The sequence below is a fragment of the Ligilactobacillus cholophilus genome (genome assembly GCF_030389495.1).
GTDB classification, from domain to species: domain Bacteria; phylum Bacillota; class Bacilli; order Lactobacillales; family Lactobacillaceae; genus Ligilactobacillus; species Ligilactobacillus cholophilus.
The window spans coordinates 1,131,501-1,149,027 of the sequence record NZ_CP127832.1 but is presented as its reverse complement, the minus strand read 5'-3'; the positions used below and the strand labels follow the sequence as shown (position 1 = coordinate 1,149,027).

At 32.5% G+C, this 17,527-nt stretch carries 19 protein-coding genes and 1 riboswitch; of the genes, 8 read left to right on the top strand and 11 right to left on the bottom strand.

What is annotated here, in order from left to right; genetic code table 11:
* The first annotated feature begins 6 nt into the window (after positions 1-6).
* Together QPK35_RS06055 and bsh are read left to right on the top strand one after the other, a co-directional pair.
* The gene (locus QPK35_RS06055; protein ID WP_290033066.1) at positions 7-450 is read left to right on the top strand and encodes a universal stress protein; all 444 of its coding nucleotides are present in this window, start codon (positions 7-9) and stop codon (positions 448-450) included.
* A gap of 187 nt (positions 451-637) precedes the next feature.
* The gene (bsh, locus tag QPK35_RS06050; protein ID WP_290033065.1) at positions 638-1,588 is read left to right on the top strand and encodes a choloylglycine hydrolase; all 951 of its coding nucleotides are present in this window, start codon (positions 638-640) and stop codon (positions 1,586-1,588) included.
* A 44-nt stretch (positions 1,589-1,632) separates the two neighbouring features.
* Here the strand turns inward: bsh and QPK35_RS06045 are convergent, their stop codons facing one another.
* Positions 1,633-3,000, bottom strand: coding sequence for a DHA2 family efflux MFS transporter permease subunit (locus QPK35_RS06045; protein WP_290034253.1), 1,368 nt, complete (start codon positions 2,998-3,000; stop codon positions 1,633-1,635).
* A 38-nt stretch (positions 3,001-3,038) separates the two neighbouring features.
* The gene (locus QPK35_RS06040; RefSeq protein ID WP_290033064.1) at positions 3,039-3,479 is read right to left on the bottom strand and encodes a MarR family winged helix-turn-helix transcriptional regulator; all 441 of its coding nucleotides are present in this window, start codon (positions 3,477-3,479) and stop codon (positions 3,039-3,041) included.
* Positions 3,480-3,978: 499 nt separating this feature from the next.
* Here QPK35_RS06040 and QPK35_RS06035 point away from each other — a divergent pair, with 499 nt between their 5' ends.
* The 6 genes from QPK35_RS06035 to folP all read left to right on the top strand — a co-directional run bounded on the left by QPK35_RS06035 (position 3,979) and on the right by folP (position 11,411).
* Positions 3,979-6,279 carry a SpaA isopeptide-forming pilin-related protein gene (locus tag QPK35_RS06035; protein ID WP_290033063.1) on the top strand — a complete coding sequence of 767 codons (2,301 nt, stop codon included), beginning with the start codon at positions 3,979-3,981 and terminating at the stop codon, positions 6,277-6,279.
* Positions 6,280-6,406: 127 nt separating this feature from the next.
* A complete protein-coding gene (locus QPK35_RS06030; RefSeq protein WP_290033062.1) occupies positions 6,407-7,006 on the top strand; it encodes a hypothetical protein in 600 nt (199 codons plus the stop codon).
* 221 nt (positions 7,007-7,227) lie between these two features.
* Positions 7,228-7,881, top strand: coding sequence for a 3,4-dihydroxy-2-butanone-4-phosphate synthase (gene ribB, locus QPK35_RS06025; protein WP_290034252.1), 654 nt, complete (start codon positions 7,228-7,230; stop codon positions 7,879-7,881).
* 132 nt (positions 7,882-8,013) lie between these two features.
* A riboswitch (FMN riboswitch) is annotated at positions 8,014-8,130 on the top strand.
* Positions 8,131-8,218: 88 nt separating this feature from the next.
* A complete protein-coding gene (locus tag QPK35_RS06020) occupies positions 8,219-8,785 on the top strand; it encodes an ECF transporter S component (RefSeq protein WP_290033061.1) in 567 nt (188 codons plus the stop codon).
* A 295-nt stretch (positions 8,786-9,080) separates the two neighbouring features.
* The gene (locus QPK35_RS06015) at positions 9,081-10,319 is read left to right on the top strand and encodes an L-lactate MFS transporter (RefSeq protein ID WP_290033060.1); all 1,239 of its coding nucleotides are present in this window, start codon (positions 9,081-9,083) and stop codon (positions 10,317-10,319) included.
* A gap of 45 nt (positions 10,320-10,364) precedes the next feature.
* Positions 10,365-11,411 (top strand): dihydropteroate synthase, encoded by a 1,047-nt coding sequence (gene folP / locus QPK35_RS06010; protein ID WP_290033059.1) that lies wholly within the window; start codon positions 10,365-10,367, stop codon positions 11,409-11,411.
* Positions 11,412-11,462: 51 nt separating this feature from the next.
* Here folP and QPK35_RS06005 read toward each other — a convergent pair whose 3' ends face one another.
* From QPK35_RS06005 to QPK35_RS05965, 9 genes are all read right to left on the bottom strand, one after another.
* Positions 11,463-12,689: a bifunctional folylpolyglutamate synthase/dihydrofolate synthase gene (locus tag QPK35_RS06005; protein ID WP_290033058.1), complete on the bottom strand. Its 1,227-nt coding sequence runs from the start codon at positions 12,687-12,689 to the stop codon at positions 11,463-11,465.
* On the bottom strand, positions 12,686-13,273 hold the full coding sequence (folE, locus tag QPK35_RS06000) for a GTP cyclohydrolase I FolE (RefSeq protein ID WP_290033057.1): 588 nt from the start codon (positions 13,271-13,273) through the stop codon (positions 12,686-12,688). The genes QPK35_RS06005 and folE overlap by 4 nt, the downstream gene beginning before the upstream one ends.
* Complete coding sequence (folK, locus tag QPK35_RS05995; RefSeq protein ID WP_290033056.1) at positions 13,273-13,773, bottom strand: 2-amino-4-hydroxy-6-hydroxymethyldihydropteridine diphosphokinase; 501 nt, start codon at positions 13,771-13,773, stop codon at positions 13,273-13,275. Before folK ends, folE begins: the two co-directional genes overlap by 1 nt.
* Positions 13,774-13,776: 3 nt before the next feature.
* Positions 13,777-14,130, bottom strand: a complete 354-nt coding sequence (gene folB / locus QPK35_RS05990) for a dihydroneopterin aldolase (protein WP_290033055.1) — start codon at positions 14,128-14,130, stop codon at positions 13,777-13,779.
* A gap of 17 nt (positions 14,131-14,147) precedes the next feature.
* Entirely contained in the window at positions 14,148-14,924 is a 777-nt protein-coding gene (locus QPK35_RS05985) for an ABC transporter permease (protein ID WP_290033053.1), read from the bottom strand.
* A gap of 2 nt (positions 14,925-14,926) precedes the next feature.
* Positions 14,927-15,721 carry an ABC transporter permease gene (locus QPK35_RS05980; RefSeq protein WP_290033052.1) on the bottom strand — a complete coding sequence of 265 codons (795 nt, stop codon included), beginning with the start codon at positions 15,719-15,721 and terminating at the stop codon, positions 14,927-14,929.
* Between the two features lie 19 nt (positions 15,722-15,740).
* Positions 15,741-15,944 (bottom strand): hypothetical protein, encoded by a 204-nt coding sequence (locus QPK35_RS05975; protein WP_290033051.1) that lies wholly within the window; start codon positions 15,942-15,944, stop codon positions 15,741-15,743.
* Positions 15,913-16,731: an ABC transporter ATP-binding protein gene (locus QPK35_RS05970; protein WP_290033050.1), complete on the bottom strand. Its 819-nt coding sequence runs from the start codon at positions 16,729-16,731 to the stop codon at positions 15,913-15,915. The genes QPK35_RS05975 and QPK35_RS05970 overlap by 32 nt, the downstream gene beginning before the upstream one ends.
* 197 nt (positions 16,732-16,928) lie before the next feature.
* Positions 16,929-17,495, bottom strand: a complete 567-nt coding sequence (locus QPK35_RS05965; protein ID WP_290033049.1) for an AAA family ATPase — start codon at positions 17,493-17,495, stop codon at positions 16,929-16,931.
* Between the last annotated feature and the right edge of the window lie 32 nt (positions 17,496-17,527).

Sequence of the window (17,527 nt, the reverse complement as noted above, 5' to 3'; positions counted from 1 at the left end):
ATCGATATGAGTATAGAAAAGATTAAAAACATTAGAAAAATTCTAGTAGGTGTAGACGATTCCGAAGATGCACAATTAGCTTTTCGTGTAGCAATGCAAAGAGCTAAAGAATTAGATGCAACTTTATATATAACATCAATTATAGAAACAGATGAAATGAACGTTTATCAAGTTTTAGATGTTGACTATATTCATAAATCGATTGACGAACTTAATGAGCACATTAAGGGTTATAAAAAAATTGCATTAGAATCAGGAATCAAGAAGGTAAAGACAATCACTGCACAAGGTGATGCAGGGGAAACAATTATCAAAAAAGTTATTCCTGAAGTAAATCCAGATTTACTTGTCGTTGGTGCTTTAGCTAAAGACGGATTAGGTAAATATTTTGGTTCACAAGCTGCTTATATGGCAAAATATTCACCAGTTTCTGTGTTAGTTGTACGCTAATATACTATTAATATTTGTACAAAATATAAATTATAACGTTGAAGTTTTAGTTAAATGATTAACTAAAACTTTTTTTGTGCAATAAAGCATCTTTTTTGAAAGCGCTAACCACGAATGATATAATGGTTCGACGTGACAGGAATTATTTGCATTCCAAGATCAATTGAACAGAAAAAGGTGAATTTATATGTGTACAGGTATTAAGTTTAATGATTCTAATGATCAAATGTTTTTTGGTCGTAATTTGGATTATGGTATAGATTTTGGGGAGAAACCAATCATTGCTCCTGCAGGATATAAAATGGAATATCGTAATTTGCCAGCTCAAACTTTATCTAAACCAATCATTGGAATGGGTTTAAATATTGGTAATTATCCGCTATTCTTTGAGGGGAATACTTCTGATTTGTGTATGGCTGGTTTGATGTTTCCTAATAATGCTTATTACTCACCAGAAAAAGTAGAAGGTAAATATAATATTACTTCATTTGAATTTATTGTTTGGGTCTTGGAGAACTTTAAGACCGTTAAAGAAGCAAAGGAAGTAATTAAAGACAAGGTTAATATTGTAAATACGGCTTTTAGTGAACAGTTGCAACCATCTCCAACACATTGGTTGATTTCAGACAAAAATGACACAATTGTAGTGGAACAAACTAAAGATGGAATGAATGTATATGATGATGAAGTATGTACTTTGACTAACAATCCACAATTCCCTTGGCACTTACAAAATTTGGATAATTATGTTGGCCTAACCCCTAATGATCGGACTTCATCAGAATGGAATAGAAGAAAGGTTGTTCCACAAGGTGTGGGGACAGGCTCATTTGGATTGCCAGGAGATAGTACACCTCAATCAAGATTTGTTAAGGCAGCATACCTAAATGCAGTTTATCCAACAACTGATACTGAAATTGAAGGTGTTTCGCGGATGTTTAATATCTTAAAAGCTGTTGCAATGCCTTTAGGAAGTGTTGTTAATGGAGAAAACCAAAAAGAGTATACAATGTATACAGCATGTTATTCACAAAAAACACAGACATACTATTACAATAGATTTAATGATGTAAATATTCACAAGGCTAAATTGGATGAAAATAATTCAAAAGGGACAGAAATTATAACTGTTGATTAATAAAAAAAGCCCGGTTGCAATTAAGCAACCGGGACTTTTTTATTTTATAAATTGATATCTTTTGACTTAGGTTCTTTTTTAAGAGTTAAGGAAACTACTAAACCGATCAAGATTAAAATGATTGTGAAGTAGAAACCGTAGTGTGAACCATTTGCAAATGCAGCTGCAGTGCTGTGTCCATGGTATGAAGCAGCACCTAAACCAAGAAGACTGGTTGCAACGGCAGTTGAAATTGCTCCAACGATTTGTTGAAGTGTATTAATAATGGTACTTCCATCAGCATTTTCTGTAACGTCTAATGAATTCAACGCATGTGTTTGTGATGGTGACATTGCAAGTGGACATCCAATCATCAAGATAACGTGTGACATAATAACGTAAGCAATTGAAGTTTTTGGTGAAACTAATGAAAGTAAGATTGCACCAATTGTTGCGATTATAAAACCAATAATAGCAATTGTTTTTACACCATAGTTATCATATAATTTCCCAGCAATTGCTGAAACTAATGCATTCACAATTCCACCAGGTAACATAATGATTCCGGTTAAAGCAACAGGGATCATCATACTTCTTTGGATAAATTGTGGAAGAATATACATTGCAGCAAGAATTGTTGCGAAGTCTAACATTACTAGGAATGAGCCTTTGCTAAATGCTTCTTTTTTGAAAACGCGTAAATTTAAAATTGGATTATCGATTTTAAGTTGGCGTTTAGCATAAAAGAATAAGATGATCGCGCCACCGATTAAACAGCCAAGCACGATTGGTGATAGCCAACCAATTTCAGCAGCAAGACTTGAACCCATAACGATTAAACTGAAACCAACAGCAGATTCTACAATTGAGATGAAATCAACTTTTGGTTTGGTAATTTCACTAATATTAACTAAATATTTTAAGTCGAAGAAAAGAGCAATTAATAGAATTGGAACGAACATCCAGAAAATCCAGTGCCATGAAAGTTTAGCAAGGATAAACCCAGTTAGTGTAGGTCCAATTGCTGGAGCAAACATGATAACAAGTGCACAGACACCCATAGCTGTTCCTAATTTTTGAGGAGGGAAGATGCTCATTGCGACAGTAAACATTAATGGCAAGATAATTCCAGTTCCGATTCCTTGGATCAAACGACCAATTAATAAAGGAACAAAGGAAGGAGCGCAGGCAGAAATAATTGCTCCAGATAGGAAACATCCTAAACCAAATGTAATAAGTTTTCGTGTTGAAAACCATTTAGTAAGTAAACTTGATAATGGTAACACAATTCCGATAACTAACATGTAGCCAGTAACTAACCATTGGAGGGTTGCATTACCAATATGTAGACTTTGTGAAAGTTGTGGAAGAGCGATGTTTAAGGAAGTTTCGGAAAACATTCCGACAAATGCACCAATCATTGGCCCTAACATAACTAACCATAAATTTTTTTGTTTCTTTTCACTCAAATTTATTTGACCTCTTTCTCTTTATTTTCATATCTATACGAATCATTAATGAAAAAACGTAACATTTTTTCAAAATTATCGATTTCTGACTCTGAGAAATATTTTTCCATTTGTTTTTGTTGATTAATCATGAATTTGTGAACTTCACTAATGAGTGGAGTTGCTTTATCAGTTAGTAAAACAACTCGTTGACGTGAATCAGTAGGACTGACTTGACGCTCGATGAGACCTTTTTTCTCCATGCGTTGAATCATGACGGTTGCTGTCGAACGTTGGATGGTAAATTCAGTTTCAATCTCTTTTTGAGTACATGGTTGACATCTGGATAAATAATCAATCAAAGTCATTTGATTCCATGTAAGATTAAAGTTTTGTGCAAAATCATCTAATTGTTTAGTTAGATGATTACTTGCCATTCTTAACAATCTTCCGGTATTTTTCAATCTGCCTCTCCTTCATAAAATTGTTAGATAACTAACAATCGATTATTTTAGTCGAATTTTTTGGAAAAATCAATGTTTTAACTAATAAAATCAGGAATTTAGTATAAAAAAATCTGCTAGATTTGCCCACAAAAATCTAACAGATTATACGTAAATGAATTATTTGGAATAGTATGTTTACTTTTTTGAGTGATGATATTATCAAAAACTAGATTGCAGTTTTATAAATATCAACAAGTTAATTATATTAAATAATACCGCCTTTTGCAATCGTTTACATAAAATAAAAATGATCATTTTCTTTGTATTTGTGATTTAAGGTATTCAAATATTATTTTAGATTCTATTAAGTTTTATAGGATTGTGATCGAAAAATTGAAATTGAAAACCAATCTATTTATAATCACTCACTGATAGCGTTGAAATGTGAAATAAATTATGACTAAAAATTAAAACGTTTTTTCGAATAATTTATGGAATATTGAAAGCGGTGAAAAAAATGGAAAAAAGGTTTAAGCGAATCTTAATGAGCAAAAATAATATAATTTTTGCAATTATAATTTTATTTAGTTCAATTTTTATTGGCACTACTTCATCATTTGCTTCAACGACAAATGAGAATGTCAAAATTACTAACATCAGTACAAGTAGTTCTGAAGTTAAGGATGGAGAGAAGGTTGCCATAACGGTTGGATTTAGTGGAAACGGAAATGTAAAACCGGGAGATAAGCTTACAATTTCGTTGCCACAACCAAGTTCATCTTCAGGAGGACTACATGGAATTCGGACAACGATTCCAATTTCAGCAACAGCACCGGATGGTTCAACTATCGCGGATGCTGCCACAGCAGAAGTTAATGGTTATACAGTGACTATTACTTTTAATGATGGAATAACACAACTAACAAATGGATTTAGTGGAACATTTACATTTCAAGCTATCGCAGAAAAAGGTTCTACAATTAGTGGAATAGATGGAAAAGTTGACATTAGTAAGGATTGGGGAACTAACGTTCAAGGCCCAAGTATTGTAATTACTACCTCAACAAATAATTCTTCATCGTCTAATAGTGGTGTTAATAGTGGAAATCAAAGTTCACAACCTGTAACACCTCCTGATACAACAGTTGCTGGATTAACAAAAGGTGGATATCAAGGAACAGATGGAAATCTAAATTGGTCAGTTTATGGAACTGTGTCAGCAAATGCACAAGGACCAATTGTGATTACAGATACTCCTTCACCAAGTGTACCAATTGATTGGAATAGTTGGCGTTTTTATTTAACGGATGCACAAGGAAATAAATTTGTGTACACAGTTAATGAATTGGAACAACATGGAATTAACGTTGATAAGAATCAACCAACAGGTGGATTTACGGTAACTGATCCTAATGGTACATTAGCTGGAACAAAATGGGCTATTTCATATCGTTGTATGTTAGAAAATCCTGAAACAGGAGCTTCATATGATAACGGTGCAGAAATGGCATATGGTAATGAGAATTTCACAGATAAGGCAAATATTACAATCCAACAACATGGACAAGGTGAAATCATTGGATATAGTAGTGGAAAATTAACTTTATTAAAAGAAGATGCAGATTCACATACTTTATTAGCAGGAGCAAAATTTGAATTAACAAATACAACTTCTGGTAAGACAATGACGGCAACTAGTGATGCTGAAGGAAAGATTGCATTTGATAATTTATTAGATGGTAAGTATGTATTAAAGGAAGTTCAAGCACCAGATGGATATGAATTGAGTGATAAACAATATCAATTTACAATTCAACAAGGTAAGATGATTGATTCAGATCTTCCAACAGATAATATAGTTTCAAATGTGAAAATCCCAGTAAGTTCATCAAGCAGTTCAAGCGAAAGCAATAGCACATCAAGCGAAGTACCAAGCAGCTCAAGTGAAAGCAGTAGCGCATCAAGCGAAGTACCAAGCAGCTCAAGTGAAAGCAGTAGCGCATCAAGTGAAGTACCAAGTAGCTCAAGCGAAAGCAGTAGTATATCAAGTGAAGTGCCAAGCAGCTCAAGTGAAAGCAATAGCACATCAAGTGAAGTGTCAAGCAGCTCAAGCGAAAGCAATAGCACATCAAGTGAAGTACCAAGTAGCTCAAGCGAAAGCAGTAGTATATCAAGTGAAGTGCCAAGCAGCTCAAGTGAAAGCAATAGCACATCAAGTGAAGTATCAAGCAGCTCAAGCGAAAGCAATAATGCATCAAGTGAAATTTCATCAAGCAATACAAGTGTAAAACATGTATCAAGTAGCTTGAATTCAGAAAGTTCAAGTTTATCAATTGAACTTTCATCAAGTAATGCAAGTTCAGAAAGCTCAGCAAGTAAAGTTTCATCAAGTAGTTCAAGCATAGATAGAGTACCTGCTGTAGTAACAACAAGTAGCTCAAGTTCAGCAAAAACAGTTGAAGAAACATCATCAAGTGAAGTTAATGCTAAGAGTGTAACAAGTGAAATTTCATCAAATAAGATGAACTCTAAGAATGAATCAAAAGTAAATGATGTAAATGGTGAAAAGGCATCAGTTGCAACAAATAATAGTGAAAATTCAGTTAGTGAAACGACTGTAAGTTCAAATGAACATGGTGCTATTGGTGTAGCAAATGGTTCAAGTTCAACAAGTGAAGCTAAAAATGGTACAAGTCAAAATAAAGGTAAGAATCAAGTCCTTCCACAAACAGGTGAAATGAATACAAGTTCAATTGTAGTTATTGGAATGGTTCTTTTAGCTTTGGCAGGATCAGCTATTATCTTTAAACGCCATTAATTAAAACGGTAAAAAGAGTCTAGTAATAGGCTCTTTTTTTGTTTAAAAGTATAGTAACTAGTCTGAGATTTTAATATAATATAGATACAAAGATGATACATAACAATTATTAGATGGAGTGTTTAGAATGAAATTAAATAATAAATTATTTGTATTGTTGATGGGTACAGCATTAGTTTTAGGGGGATGCGGTAGTAGTCAAACACAAAAGAGTTCAGATAATAGTGATTCAAAGACTAAAACAGAAGAAGTAAGTTCAAAAGCTAAGAAAACAAAAGAAGTAAGTAGCCAAAAAGACAATGAAGTAACTGAATCATCACAAGCAGTTAGTGAAAATTCTGCTAGCCAAGAAGGATCAAATACAAGTGAAAGTTCAGCAACAGAAAATTCTACAGCATCAAAAAGTAATAGCGTAGATACAAAGAACTTAACAACAGAACAAGCATATAGTTGGGCATATAAAGCAGTAATTCAAAACTATAGCAAAGATGGAAGTACACCACCAATGGAAGCTTTTACTTTTAGTGATATTACAGATGATTCAGGTTGCTTGACGATTCAAGTTCAAGAAAATCATCAAAGTGAATGGATGAAAGAACATAATGGAAATGCTGATACAAACCCAACTGTTGGTTGGTATCGGATTAATGAACAAGGCCAATTACAAAAAGGAAATGGCTCAGGTGATGATTGGCAAAATACCAATATACCATATTCAGAAAATTAATAAAATATCAAATTTAATGGATAAAAAGGATCTATAACTAGATCCTTTTTATTTGTCTAAGAAAAAAATAATACATAGTTCGGGATTCAGTTGATAATCTTATGGTATTAGTAAATTTTATGATTATTAATTTATAAATACAAACTATTTATTTATTGAAGTTCGGAATGTATGCTATAATATGAACATACATTAAGTTGTAAATAAAATTAATAAGGGGAATCCGAACAATGATGAATGATGTAGAGACTGCCATTAAGTTTTTGAAAGAAGGAAAATTCATTATTCTTGCTGATAATGAATCAAGGGAGAATGAAGGAGATTTAGTTGCTCTAGGTTCACGTGTTAGTCCAGAAACAATTTACCAAATGTTGAAAATTGCAAATGGTTTAATGTGTGTTCCAGTAAGTCGTAAAATTGCTGAACGATTAGGTTTCAAATTGATGGTCGAAAATAGTACAGATCCTAATGAAACACCATTTATGGTAACGACTGATGCAACATATGAAGAAACAGGGGTAACAACAGGGGTGTCTGCATATGATCGTGCAGCAACAATTAAAAAGATTGCTGATCCAACAGCTAAACCTGAACACTTTAATCATCCTGGACACATCCAACCATTAATTGCACAGGATAAAGGAATTCGTGAACGAACAGGACATACAGAAGCAACTGTAGATCTAGCATATCTAGCACATGAAGAACCAGTTACAGTAATCATCGAAATTTTAAAAGAAAACGGTAAGATGGCACGGCGCGATGATTTAGCAAAACTTTCAGAAAAGTATCAAGTTCCAATGATTACAATTCCACAACTAGAAAAATATCTTGATGAAAATCAAATCGAATACGCAGCAAAATTAGCTGAATAAGATTTTTCTATTCTATATAGCATTATAGTTTTAGAAAAATATAATCAATTATTGATTTTTTCTAATCGTTTAATAAAATACTTTTAATTATAAAAATAAAATGTTAGAATACTTTTGTTAAGTATTATTGAGATAAATCTTCAGGGCAGGGTGTGATTCCCGACCGGCGGTGATAGTCCGCTACTCCGAAAGGATTGAATTGGTGAAATTCCAATACCGACAGTATAGTCTGGATGGAAGAAGATTATATAGCATTGCTATTAGTCTGCAAATTTATCTTAATTTTGCAGACTTTTTTATCTTCACTTGAAGGTGAATCTCTTCAGGAGGTCACTTTATGAGTAAATACAGACGCATGACATTTATAGCAGTTTTAGCTGCAATGGCATATATTTTAATGTACATATCATTTCCAATCATTCCGATTGTTCCATGGTTAAAGATAGATTTTTCAGATATTGTAATTCTATTTGGAATGATCATGCTTGGAGTTAAAGATGGAATTTTGATTGCGGTTATTGAAGAATTAATTTATTTAATCGTTACCGGTCCATCGGTTGGACATTTAATTGGTGTGGGTAGTAATTTCATAGCAATGTTTTGCTTATGCTTGCCACTGTATCTAACTTTAAAAAAGACAGATTTTATTGTTACAGTTAAACAAGCTGTTTGCGCAGTAGGACTAGAAATGCTAGTTTTAACAAGTGTAATGAGTTTAGCTAACTTCTTTGTTATTACACCGCTATATATTAATGTATTGGGAATGAAATTAGGATTTTCAATTACTAAAATTGTATTGCTAGGTGTTGTTCCATTTAATTTAATCAAAGGGTTAGTTGTTGGAATTGCATTTCTTGTGATGATTCATTTTTTAAAACCATATTTCTCACATGTTAAAAATTAATTAGCCAGTTAGAACGTTAAGCTTTTATGTTGATCTGATTACTCAACATGAAGGCTTATTTTTTAGCAATTATTAAGAATAACTTAACGACAATTGAATCAAAAAACGCAACGAACCTTGGTTTTATACAATAAAGTTCGTTATTTGTCGTGTTTTTATTAAAAAATAAGCCCATATATAAGCTGTTTAATATTTATTAACATACTATATATGGTATTGAACTTATAAAAGTTCATGATATACTATTAAGTGTAGTTATTAATATCTGCAATATAACTAAGGAGGAATTTGCTTAATGTTTAAGAAGAGAAATGTTGTCGCCTTTGCGGGAGTTGTCTTTCACTTAATGATCGGTTCAGTTTATGCTTGGAGTGTTTTCTCTAAGCCAATCGTTGCTGCAACTCATTGGAGTGAATCTGCCGTTTCATTTGCATTCAGTTTAGCAATCTTTTGTTTAGGAATGTCAGCTGCATTTATGGGGAAGGCAGTTGAAAAATTTGGTCCTACAGCTACTGGAGTCTTCTCAAGTATTTTCTTTGGTGCTGGGATTGCTCTTACTGGATTGTCAATTCACTTGCACTCATTACCACTACTTTATCTTGGATACGGAATTATTGGAGGAATTGGTTTAGGTGCTGGATACGTTACTCCAGTTTCAACAATTGTTAAATGGTTCCCAGATCGTCGTGGTTTAGCTGCTGGTTTAGCAATCATGGGCTTTGGTTTTGCTTCATTAGTAACAAGTCCAATTGCTCAATACTTAATGGATACTGTTGGTTTAGTTAATACATTTTACATTTTAGGTCTTGCATACTTTGTTGTAATGATCACAGCATCATTCTTCATTAAGAAACCTAAGGAAAATGAATTACCTAAGACAATGAACGAAAAGATGGTTATCCGTTCAACATATCTTAACGGGAAACAATTTACTGCTAACGAAGCAGTAAAAACACGTTCATTCCGATTACTCTGGTTAATGTTCTTTATCAACATTACTTGCGGAATTGGTTTAGTTTCAGCTGCATCACCAATGGCTCAATCAATGACAGGAATGAGTGTTGCTAAAGCAACTATCATGGTTGGTATTATCGGTTTATTCAATGGATTTGGTCGTCTTGCATGGGCAACTTTGTCAGATTACATCGGTCGTCCAAACACATTCTCATTGATTTTCATTACTGATATTGTTATGTTAATCTTAATGCTTATTTTTAAATTACCAATGGTCTTTACTGTTGCCCTTTGCTTATTGCTTTCATGCTATGGTGCTGGTTTCTCAGTTATCCCTGCATACTTAAGTGATGTATTTGGTACAAAAGAATTAGGTGCAATTCACGGATATGCTTTAACAGCATGGGCAGTAGCTGGATTAGTTGGACCAGTCTTGTTATCAGTTACACACCAAATCTTACATACATATATAGTTACAATCACTGTATTCGTAATTATTGATTTGCTTGCTTTACTCGTTTCATACTACATCCGCAAGGACTTTGTAGCAGAAATTCGTAACATGCAAGAAGAAATGTAATTTGATATAGGTGTTAATAGTTTAACGGATATATAGGAGAGAGAAATGAAATTTGAAAAGACAAACAATTTAAGTAATCAAAATACAATAACTTTAGTCGCTCACAATTTCAAAGATGATGGTAAAATATTAAATACCTTGAAAGGCAACACGGAAAGTATCTTGATGTCAGACAATGATTTGATTATCACAGTTAACATTTTCCAATTAGCTCGTCTCAAGGACTTGCTTAAAGCAGAAGATTTAAATCTCGATCAAATTTATGAAGATGAAAGAATTATTTGGGAAGGGCCAAACTTCAAATTTGATTTAACAGTAGATCCTTTGATTTATTCAATCTTTAATTTCTCACCAGACTCTTTCTCTACCCATGTTTCTAATGAAACTTCAGCATTTTTACGCAAAGCAGAAGATGATTTGCAAAACGGAGCTAAAGTATTAGAAATTGGAGGGAAATCAACTCGTCCTGGTTTCACAGAAATTACAGTTGATGAAGAGTGGGAACGAATTGAAAAACCTCTTAAAATTTTGAAAAAAGAATTTCCAAATGTTCCAATCTCAGTAGACACATATAATGTGGAAGTTATGAGAAGAAGTTTGGAAAACGGTGCAGATATTATAAACGATATTAATGGCTTCGAAACTGAAGAAAAAATCGACTTACTAAAACAATATGACGTTGGGGCAGTTGCGATGTTAAACAACCGACTTAAACACGAAACCGATATTGATAGTACGTTGATTGAAAATCATTTTAAAGAATTATTAACACAAATTGACGATAAAAATATTCCACGGAATCGTTTCTCATTTGATTTGGGAGTTGGTTTCTCTGAAAACTCATCACTTGCAGATGATTTAGTTAAGATTAACGCATATTCTCAATTATCAAAATTAAACGTTCCATTAATGATTGCAATTTCAAGAAAGAGTTTCATCCAAAAAATCTTAGATAGTGAAGCTGATCGCGTAACTATCAGTTTGTTTGTTGAACTTTTAATGACATTAAATAATGGTCGGATTTTAAGAGTTCATGATGTTAAAGAAACTCAATATCTCTTGAATTTACTTAAAGCAATCGTGATTGACTAATATAAAAAATAAATGGAGCTCACATCATGTGAGCTCCATTTTTTTGTACAGTTATAAATTAGTTTTGATATATCTTAAAATGGGTCTTGCTAAATAGAATGAACCAACAACAAAGATTACAGTTTGTGAATTACTTCTTTGCAAGGCAGTTTGAAAAGCCATTACAGAATCTTGTTGTAGACTTACATTTGCAATTTTTGAGTTTGCCTGCATATGTTGATAAAGAGTCTCAAGATTATATTTACGATCATCATTATCTGGTTGAGTAACAATGAAGTCAGCCTTTAATTGTGCTAAACAATCACTACATTGAAGAGGCTTTTTGTCCTTTAAAAAGCCGGTGATAATGATTTTGTGATAATCTTGATATTTATCTTGAACAGTTTTAACAAACTGACTAATTCCATCTAAATTATGTGCACAATCGATAATGATTGGTGGTGCTTGATGCACTTGTTGAAAACGACCAATCAAATCAAAGTTGCGAATGACTGCTAGACAATCATCAACTTTGATTTTACCGTTATCAAAAACAGTGAAAAACTGTAAAACAGTTGCTAAATTGTCATACTGATATTCCGCAGTAAAGTCAATTTTAGTTTGATTTGCATGAGTTTCTGCAAAATAAATTGAAGCATTTTTGGCTTGTGCTTGCTTTGACAATATCGTTTTTACGCAAGCATTTTGTTTAGGTGCGACAATTACTTGAGAATTTTCACGGATAATCGCTGCCTTATTAGTAGCAATTTGTTCAAGTGTATTACCTAATTCATCTGTATGATCCAATGCAATATGTGTGAAAATCTCATATTCGCTAGTCAAAATTGCATTTGTTGCGTCAGTCTTACCACCTAAACCACATTCCAATACAACATAATCAACTTTATGATCGCTAAAATATAGTAGGGCAATCAATAAAATCATTTCAAATTTTGAAATACTCTTTAACAAATCCAAATGTAGCGTATCAGTAATTAAGGTAGCAACTTGAGAATAATAGTGGTCAATTTCTGTTGAAGAAATTTTTTTTCCATTAATGCGAATTGCTTCACCTTGATCAATAACAAATGGACTGGTAAAAAGTCCAACATTATAACCATTATGAGATAAAATTTCTGCAATCATGGTTGAAGTTGAAGTTTTTCCATTTGTTCCTGCTGTATGAATGATTTTGTAATCACAATCAGGATTTCCTAATTGATGTAATAGTTTTTGTAAAAAAGGAATACGATCATCACTATCGTAAAGTGAATATTTTAAATCATTGAATGTTATCATAATGATCCTCGATTACTATTTACTGTCATAATAAAGTTGTTTAGCATATCAGGTTGTTCTTTGTAGATACCATCATAGTATTTTGACTTAGTAACAGAATTTAATTTCTTTACACCACGCATTTCAACGCACATGTGGCGTGCTTCTGTTTGTACTACAATTCCTTTTGGCTTTAAAATGCGGTTGAGTTCAAGTGCAATATCATGTGTTAGCTTTTCTTGTAGTGTTAGGCGGTGAGAAACAAAATCAATTAAACGAGGAATTTTGCTCAAACCAATAATTTTATCATTAGGAACATAAGCTACATTTGCAACACCAAAGAAGGGGAGCATATGGTGTTCACACATTGAATAAAATGGAATATTTGTAACCATAACATCTTGATCAGCACCCACAGATTCGTTATCAAATAATTTGTAATCAGTGAATTCAGTTTGATTGATTGATCCTAAAATTTCTTGATACATTTTTTCAACACGATGAGGAGTTTCAATTAATCCAGGTCGTTGTGGATCATCACCAACACTTTCTAATAGGTTTGTGATGATTGTTTCGATATTATCAGAATTTTTATTATTACTCATTATAACTGTCCTCTATTTATTAATTTTTGATCACTTGTATCTTCTAATGCTTGTCTTGCATTGACTAAACGATCATAGTCGTAAAAATCAGTGCCACAGATTTCTAATAGTGGAACTAATACAAATAAACGGTTCAAAATTTCAGGATGGGGAACTTTTAGATGTTCTGTATTCATTTGTTGTTCATTAAAGTACAAGATGTCAACATCTGCAGTTCGTGGTCCCCAATGAATAATCCTGATTCTTTTGAGTTTCTTCTCAACTTCATGAATGATTTCTAATAGCTGTTCGGCTGAAAATGTTGTACCGATTTTAATTACCATATTGTAAAAATTATCTTGTTCAACACCGCCAACCGGAGAAGTTTCATAAACTGATGATTGCTTGAGAAGTTTGATTTCGTCATGCTTTTGCAACAATGCAATGATTTGTTCTAAATTTTGTTGTTTATTACCTAAGTTAGTACCTAATCCAAGATAAACAATATTTAACTTTTCCATGTATTACTCCTCTAAAATTACATTTGCACTTTCAAGAATTCCATCCATTGGAAGAGTCTTCTTTTTAACGTAGACTTTAATATGAGCTATTTCAGCAGCATATTTTTCTTTAATTTGAACGATGATTTTTTTAGCTAAAGTTTCGATTAAATCATCTCGACTTTCTGCAACTATATCACGGATAATGCCATAGAATTTAGCATAACTAATATAGTGTTCAAGGTCATCGCTTAAATCAGGAACAATATTTAAAGTTACCTTTAAATCAACTTCTAAATCCTGACCTACAACTTTTTCTTCTGGATGAACTCCAATATGAGAATGAAATTTCATCTTCTTCAATTCAACTTGGTACATGTTTGACCCTCCTAGTATTATGATCCGGTTGAAGAATATTCAGATAATGCATATCTCCAGAATAGCAACACTAACCCAAAGAATATAAAACAAATGCATGGTGTTAAGCAATACAGCCAATTATTTGTAAATCCAAGAATATACTTAAATGGAAGATAATTAATACATCCAAATGGAAGAATATAAAGTAGAATAAAACGAATTCCACGTGGTAAGGCATTAGCCGGATAGTGTAGTATATCAGAGCCACTTCCCATCAGCAAGACCGAGATACTGACTTGTTTGGTTGTAAAAAATGATAATGTTCCGAAGAACAAATATATTGATAAAAATAGTGCAATCCCAGCAATAATGATTAATACTACATCACTAATCTTTATCAAATTCCATTTAATATTACTTGTAAAAAGGGTGATTCCGAAAATCAATAAGGATTGAACCAATCTTCCAATCCATGATACTTCAAAATCATTTCCCATAACCTGTAACAAAATTGACATTGGACGAATGAAATAAATATCTAAAGTGCCATTACGTACTAATTTTGCCAGATCATTGATTCCTTTGCCTAACATTTCTGCTAATGTATAACAAATGTTAACCGTTGCGTAAATAAAGATTGCCTGATTAACAGTATAACCTTTTACATTGCCCAATGACTTAAAAAGTATCAAAAAACTTAAAATAAAAGTAAATTGTGCAATAAATTCACCAATTATTAGCAGATACATTGATTTATTATATTCAAGTTGAGATTTAATATTCTTATTTAAGAGTAACAAATATTTTTTCAAAATTAACCCCCCTGAATTTCAATTTTATGTAATTGATGACTTAACCAGCATCTTCCAACTAGTAATGCCACAATAATCCAAATGATCTGTAACACAATTCCACTTAATAATTGATTATTATTTAACTGATTTGTTAAATATTGAAAAGGAAAAGCTGAGCCATACCAGAAAGGAAAGAGTTTAAAAACATGTTGGAGGCCACTAGGAAATAAACTAAATGGAATTACTGATCCACCGGTAAACTCCATAATGGAACCAAAAACTAATAATGACCCTGTAATTGAATAGGTATAAAAAACAGAAATATATACTAATAACGAAAGTACCACATTTAAGCAAAGTGCAAGCATGATGGTAATCGTAAACATTATTATTTTTTCAAAAGAAAATGAAACTGTAAAACTGAATGGAGCTGGTAAAAAGCAAATCACAACTAAAATTGGTAAACTAGACAATGCCAATTGAGCTAAACGTTGACCAATTAAACGCATGAACCATGATGAGTAAATATCTAATGGCTTAATATATTCATATGCGATGTTTCCTGATTTGATCATTGTATTTAAATCATAGTCAACGACCCAGGCAGAGATGATAGGATAGAAAAGATTAATTAGCCAAAAATAATTAACAAGTTGTTGGGGATTATCGCTATTTGTACGCGTGAACGCAAAAACAATTGCAATTGAAAGTAGCCCACGGAAGAAAAACAGTGGAATACTAGCAAATGCAGCCGAACGATATAGCCAACTTTTTTTCATTTCAGCAGTCAATACACTTAGATAACCTTTTAACATAAACATCACCTGAATTCATTCACATAGTTTTGCTATTTTGTTCATAGAAATGTGCAATTACTTCTTCAGTATTAAGCGGTTGAACGGAATAATTTTCGATTTCAAATTGGTTAATAATTTGCATTAAATTTTCAAGAGGTTGACCTTCTTTAATTTCGAGAGTCAACTCACCTTCGATTTGTTGAATAATACTAAATGGAATATTTTTTTTGTTGGATTGCACTGATAATTTGATCACTAGATTTAATGGGTAATACTACTTTTCGAATATCATTGAATTTATTAATAATATTTTCAGGATGACCATCATATAATTTGTTTCCATTTCCAATGACAATGATACGCTGTGCTAATTCCTTAATATCATTCATATCATGAGTAGTTAAAATTACAGTTAATTTTTGTTCACTATTGATTTTCTTGATAAATCGATGCATCGCAATCTTAGATACAGCATCTAAACCTAAAGTAGGTTCATCTAAAAATAAAATTTTAGGTGAGTGAAGGAGAGAAACGACTAACTCACAACGCATTCGTTGTCCCAAACTCATTTGGCGTACAGGGACATTTAAAATATCTTGAATACCAATAGCTTCTGCTAAATCATGCAAGCGTTCTTGAAAATCATTTTCTGGAATATCATAGATATCTTTCATCATTTTAAAAGAATCAATTGCAGGTAAATCCCAAATCAGATTAGAACGATTACCAAAAACAACGCCGATCTGACGCACGAATTGCTTACGATTTTTAAGAGGATCCATTGCTAAAACGCGGCACTTACCAGTAGTGGGTTTTAGAATTCCGGTCATGATTTTGATAGTAGTTGATTTTCCTGCACCATTAGGACCAATATAGCCAACAATTTGGCCAGCGGGAATAGAAAAATTCATATTATTAAGAGCAACTTTATCGACATAACCTGGCTTGATAAAGTCGATAAATGAATTGCCACTTCTTTTCTTTAATTTGTAGATTTTGGTAATATTTTGAAACTCGATAATATTCATGATGCTGTTGGTTAACCTCGTAAAAACCTTAAATATTTTTGTGATTCTATGCTTTTATATTATCAAAAGTTAACTATAATCGCAATATTAGAAATAATATCACGCTTTATGTTGAAAGATAGTTGGTTGTTTGATGATATAGTTCGTTTTTAAATAAAAGGTTGTGATTTTATCAATCACAACCTTATTCAAGAATATTAGATTTTAGCCCATGGAGTTTCTGATAACTTGTTAACAGTAACTTCGCCATCACATTCATCATATACACAAGTTAATTGTTCTGTATTATCAAAAATCATCACACAATCAAATAATGATTTTAGTTTAGTCATATTTTCTTTAACTCGTGCATACCTTTCCGGTAAGTTTAGTTGTGTACCACCAAATCCGCCATTACGGAAACGATGAAGAACACGTTCTAATGAAATTTCAGCATCTTTAACAGTAACATAGATTAAATTCACATTGTAGCCAGCTTCACGTGCAAGGGTGATCATTTCTGTTTCACTTTTAGCACTTCCAGCCATTTCAACTTCCCACACAATTGATATCCCCTGACCAAGAGCTCCCTCAAGTGCTTGATTTGCTTGTGAGATTGCCTTGAGACGATCTGAAGTGCGTCGCCAATTACCATTAAAAGCACGAAGATAATTATCTGAATCAATGACTTGCATTCGATGAAATAATTCTGGATGTTCATTGCGTAAAGTTGTTTTACCTGCACCATTAATTCCTGCCAAAATAGTTAATCTTTTATTCGACATAAAAAGCACCTCCAATTAGTCTGATCATTAAT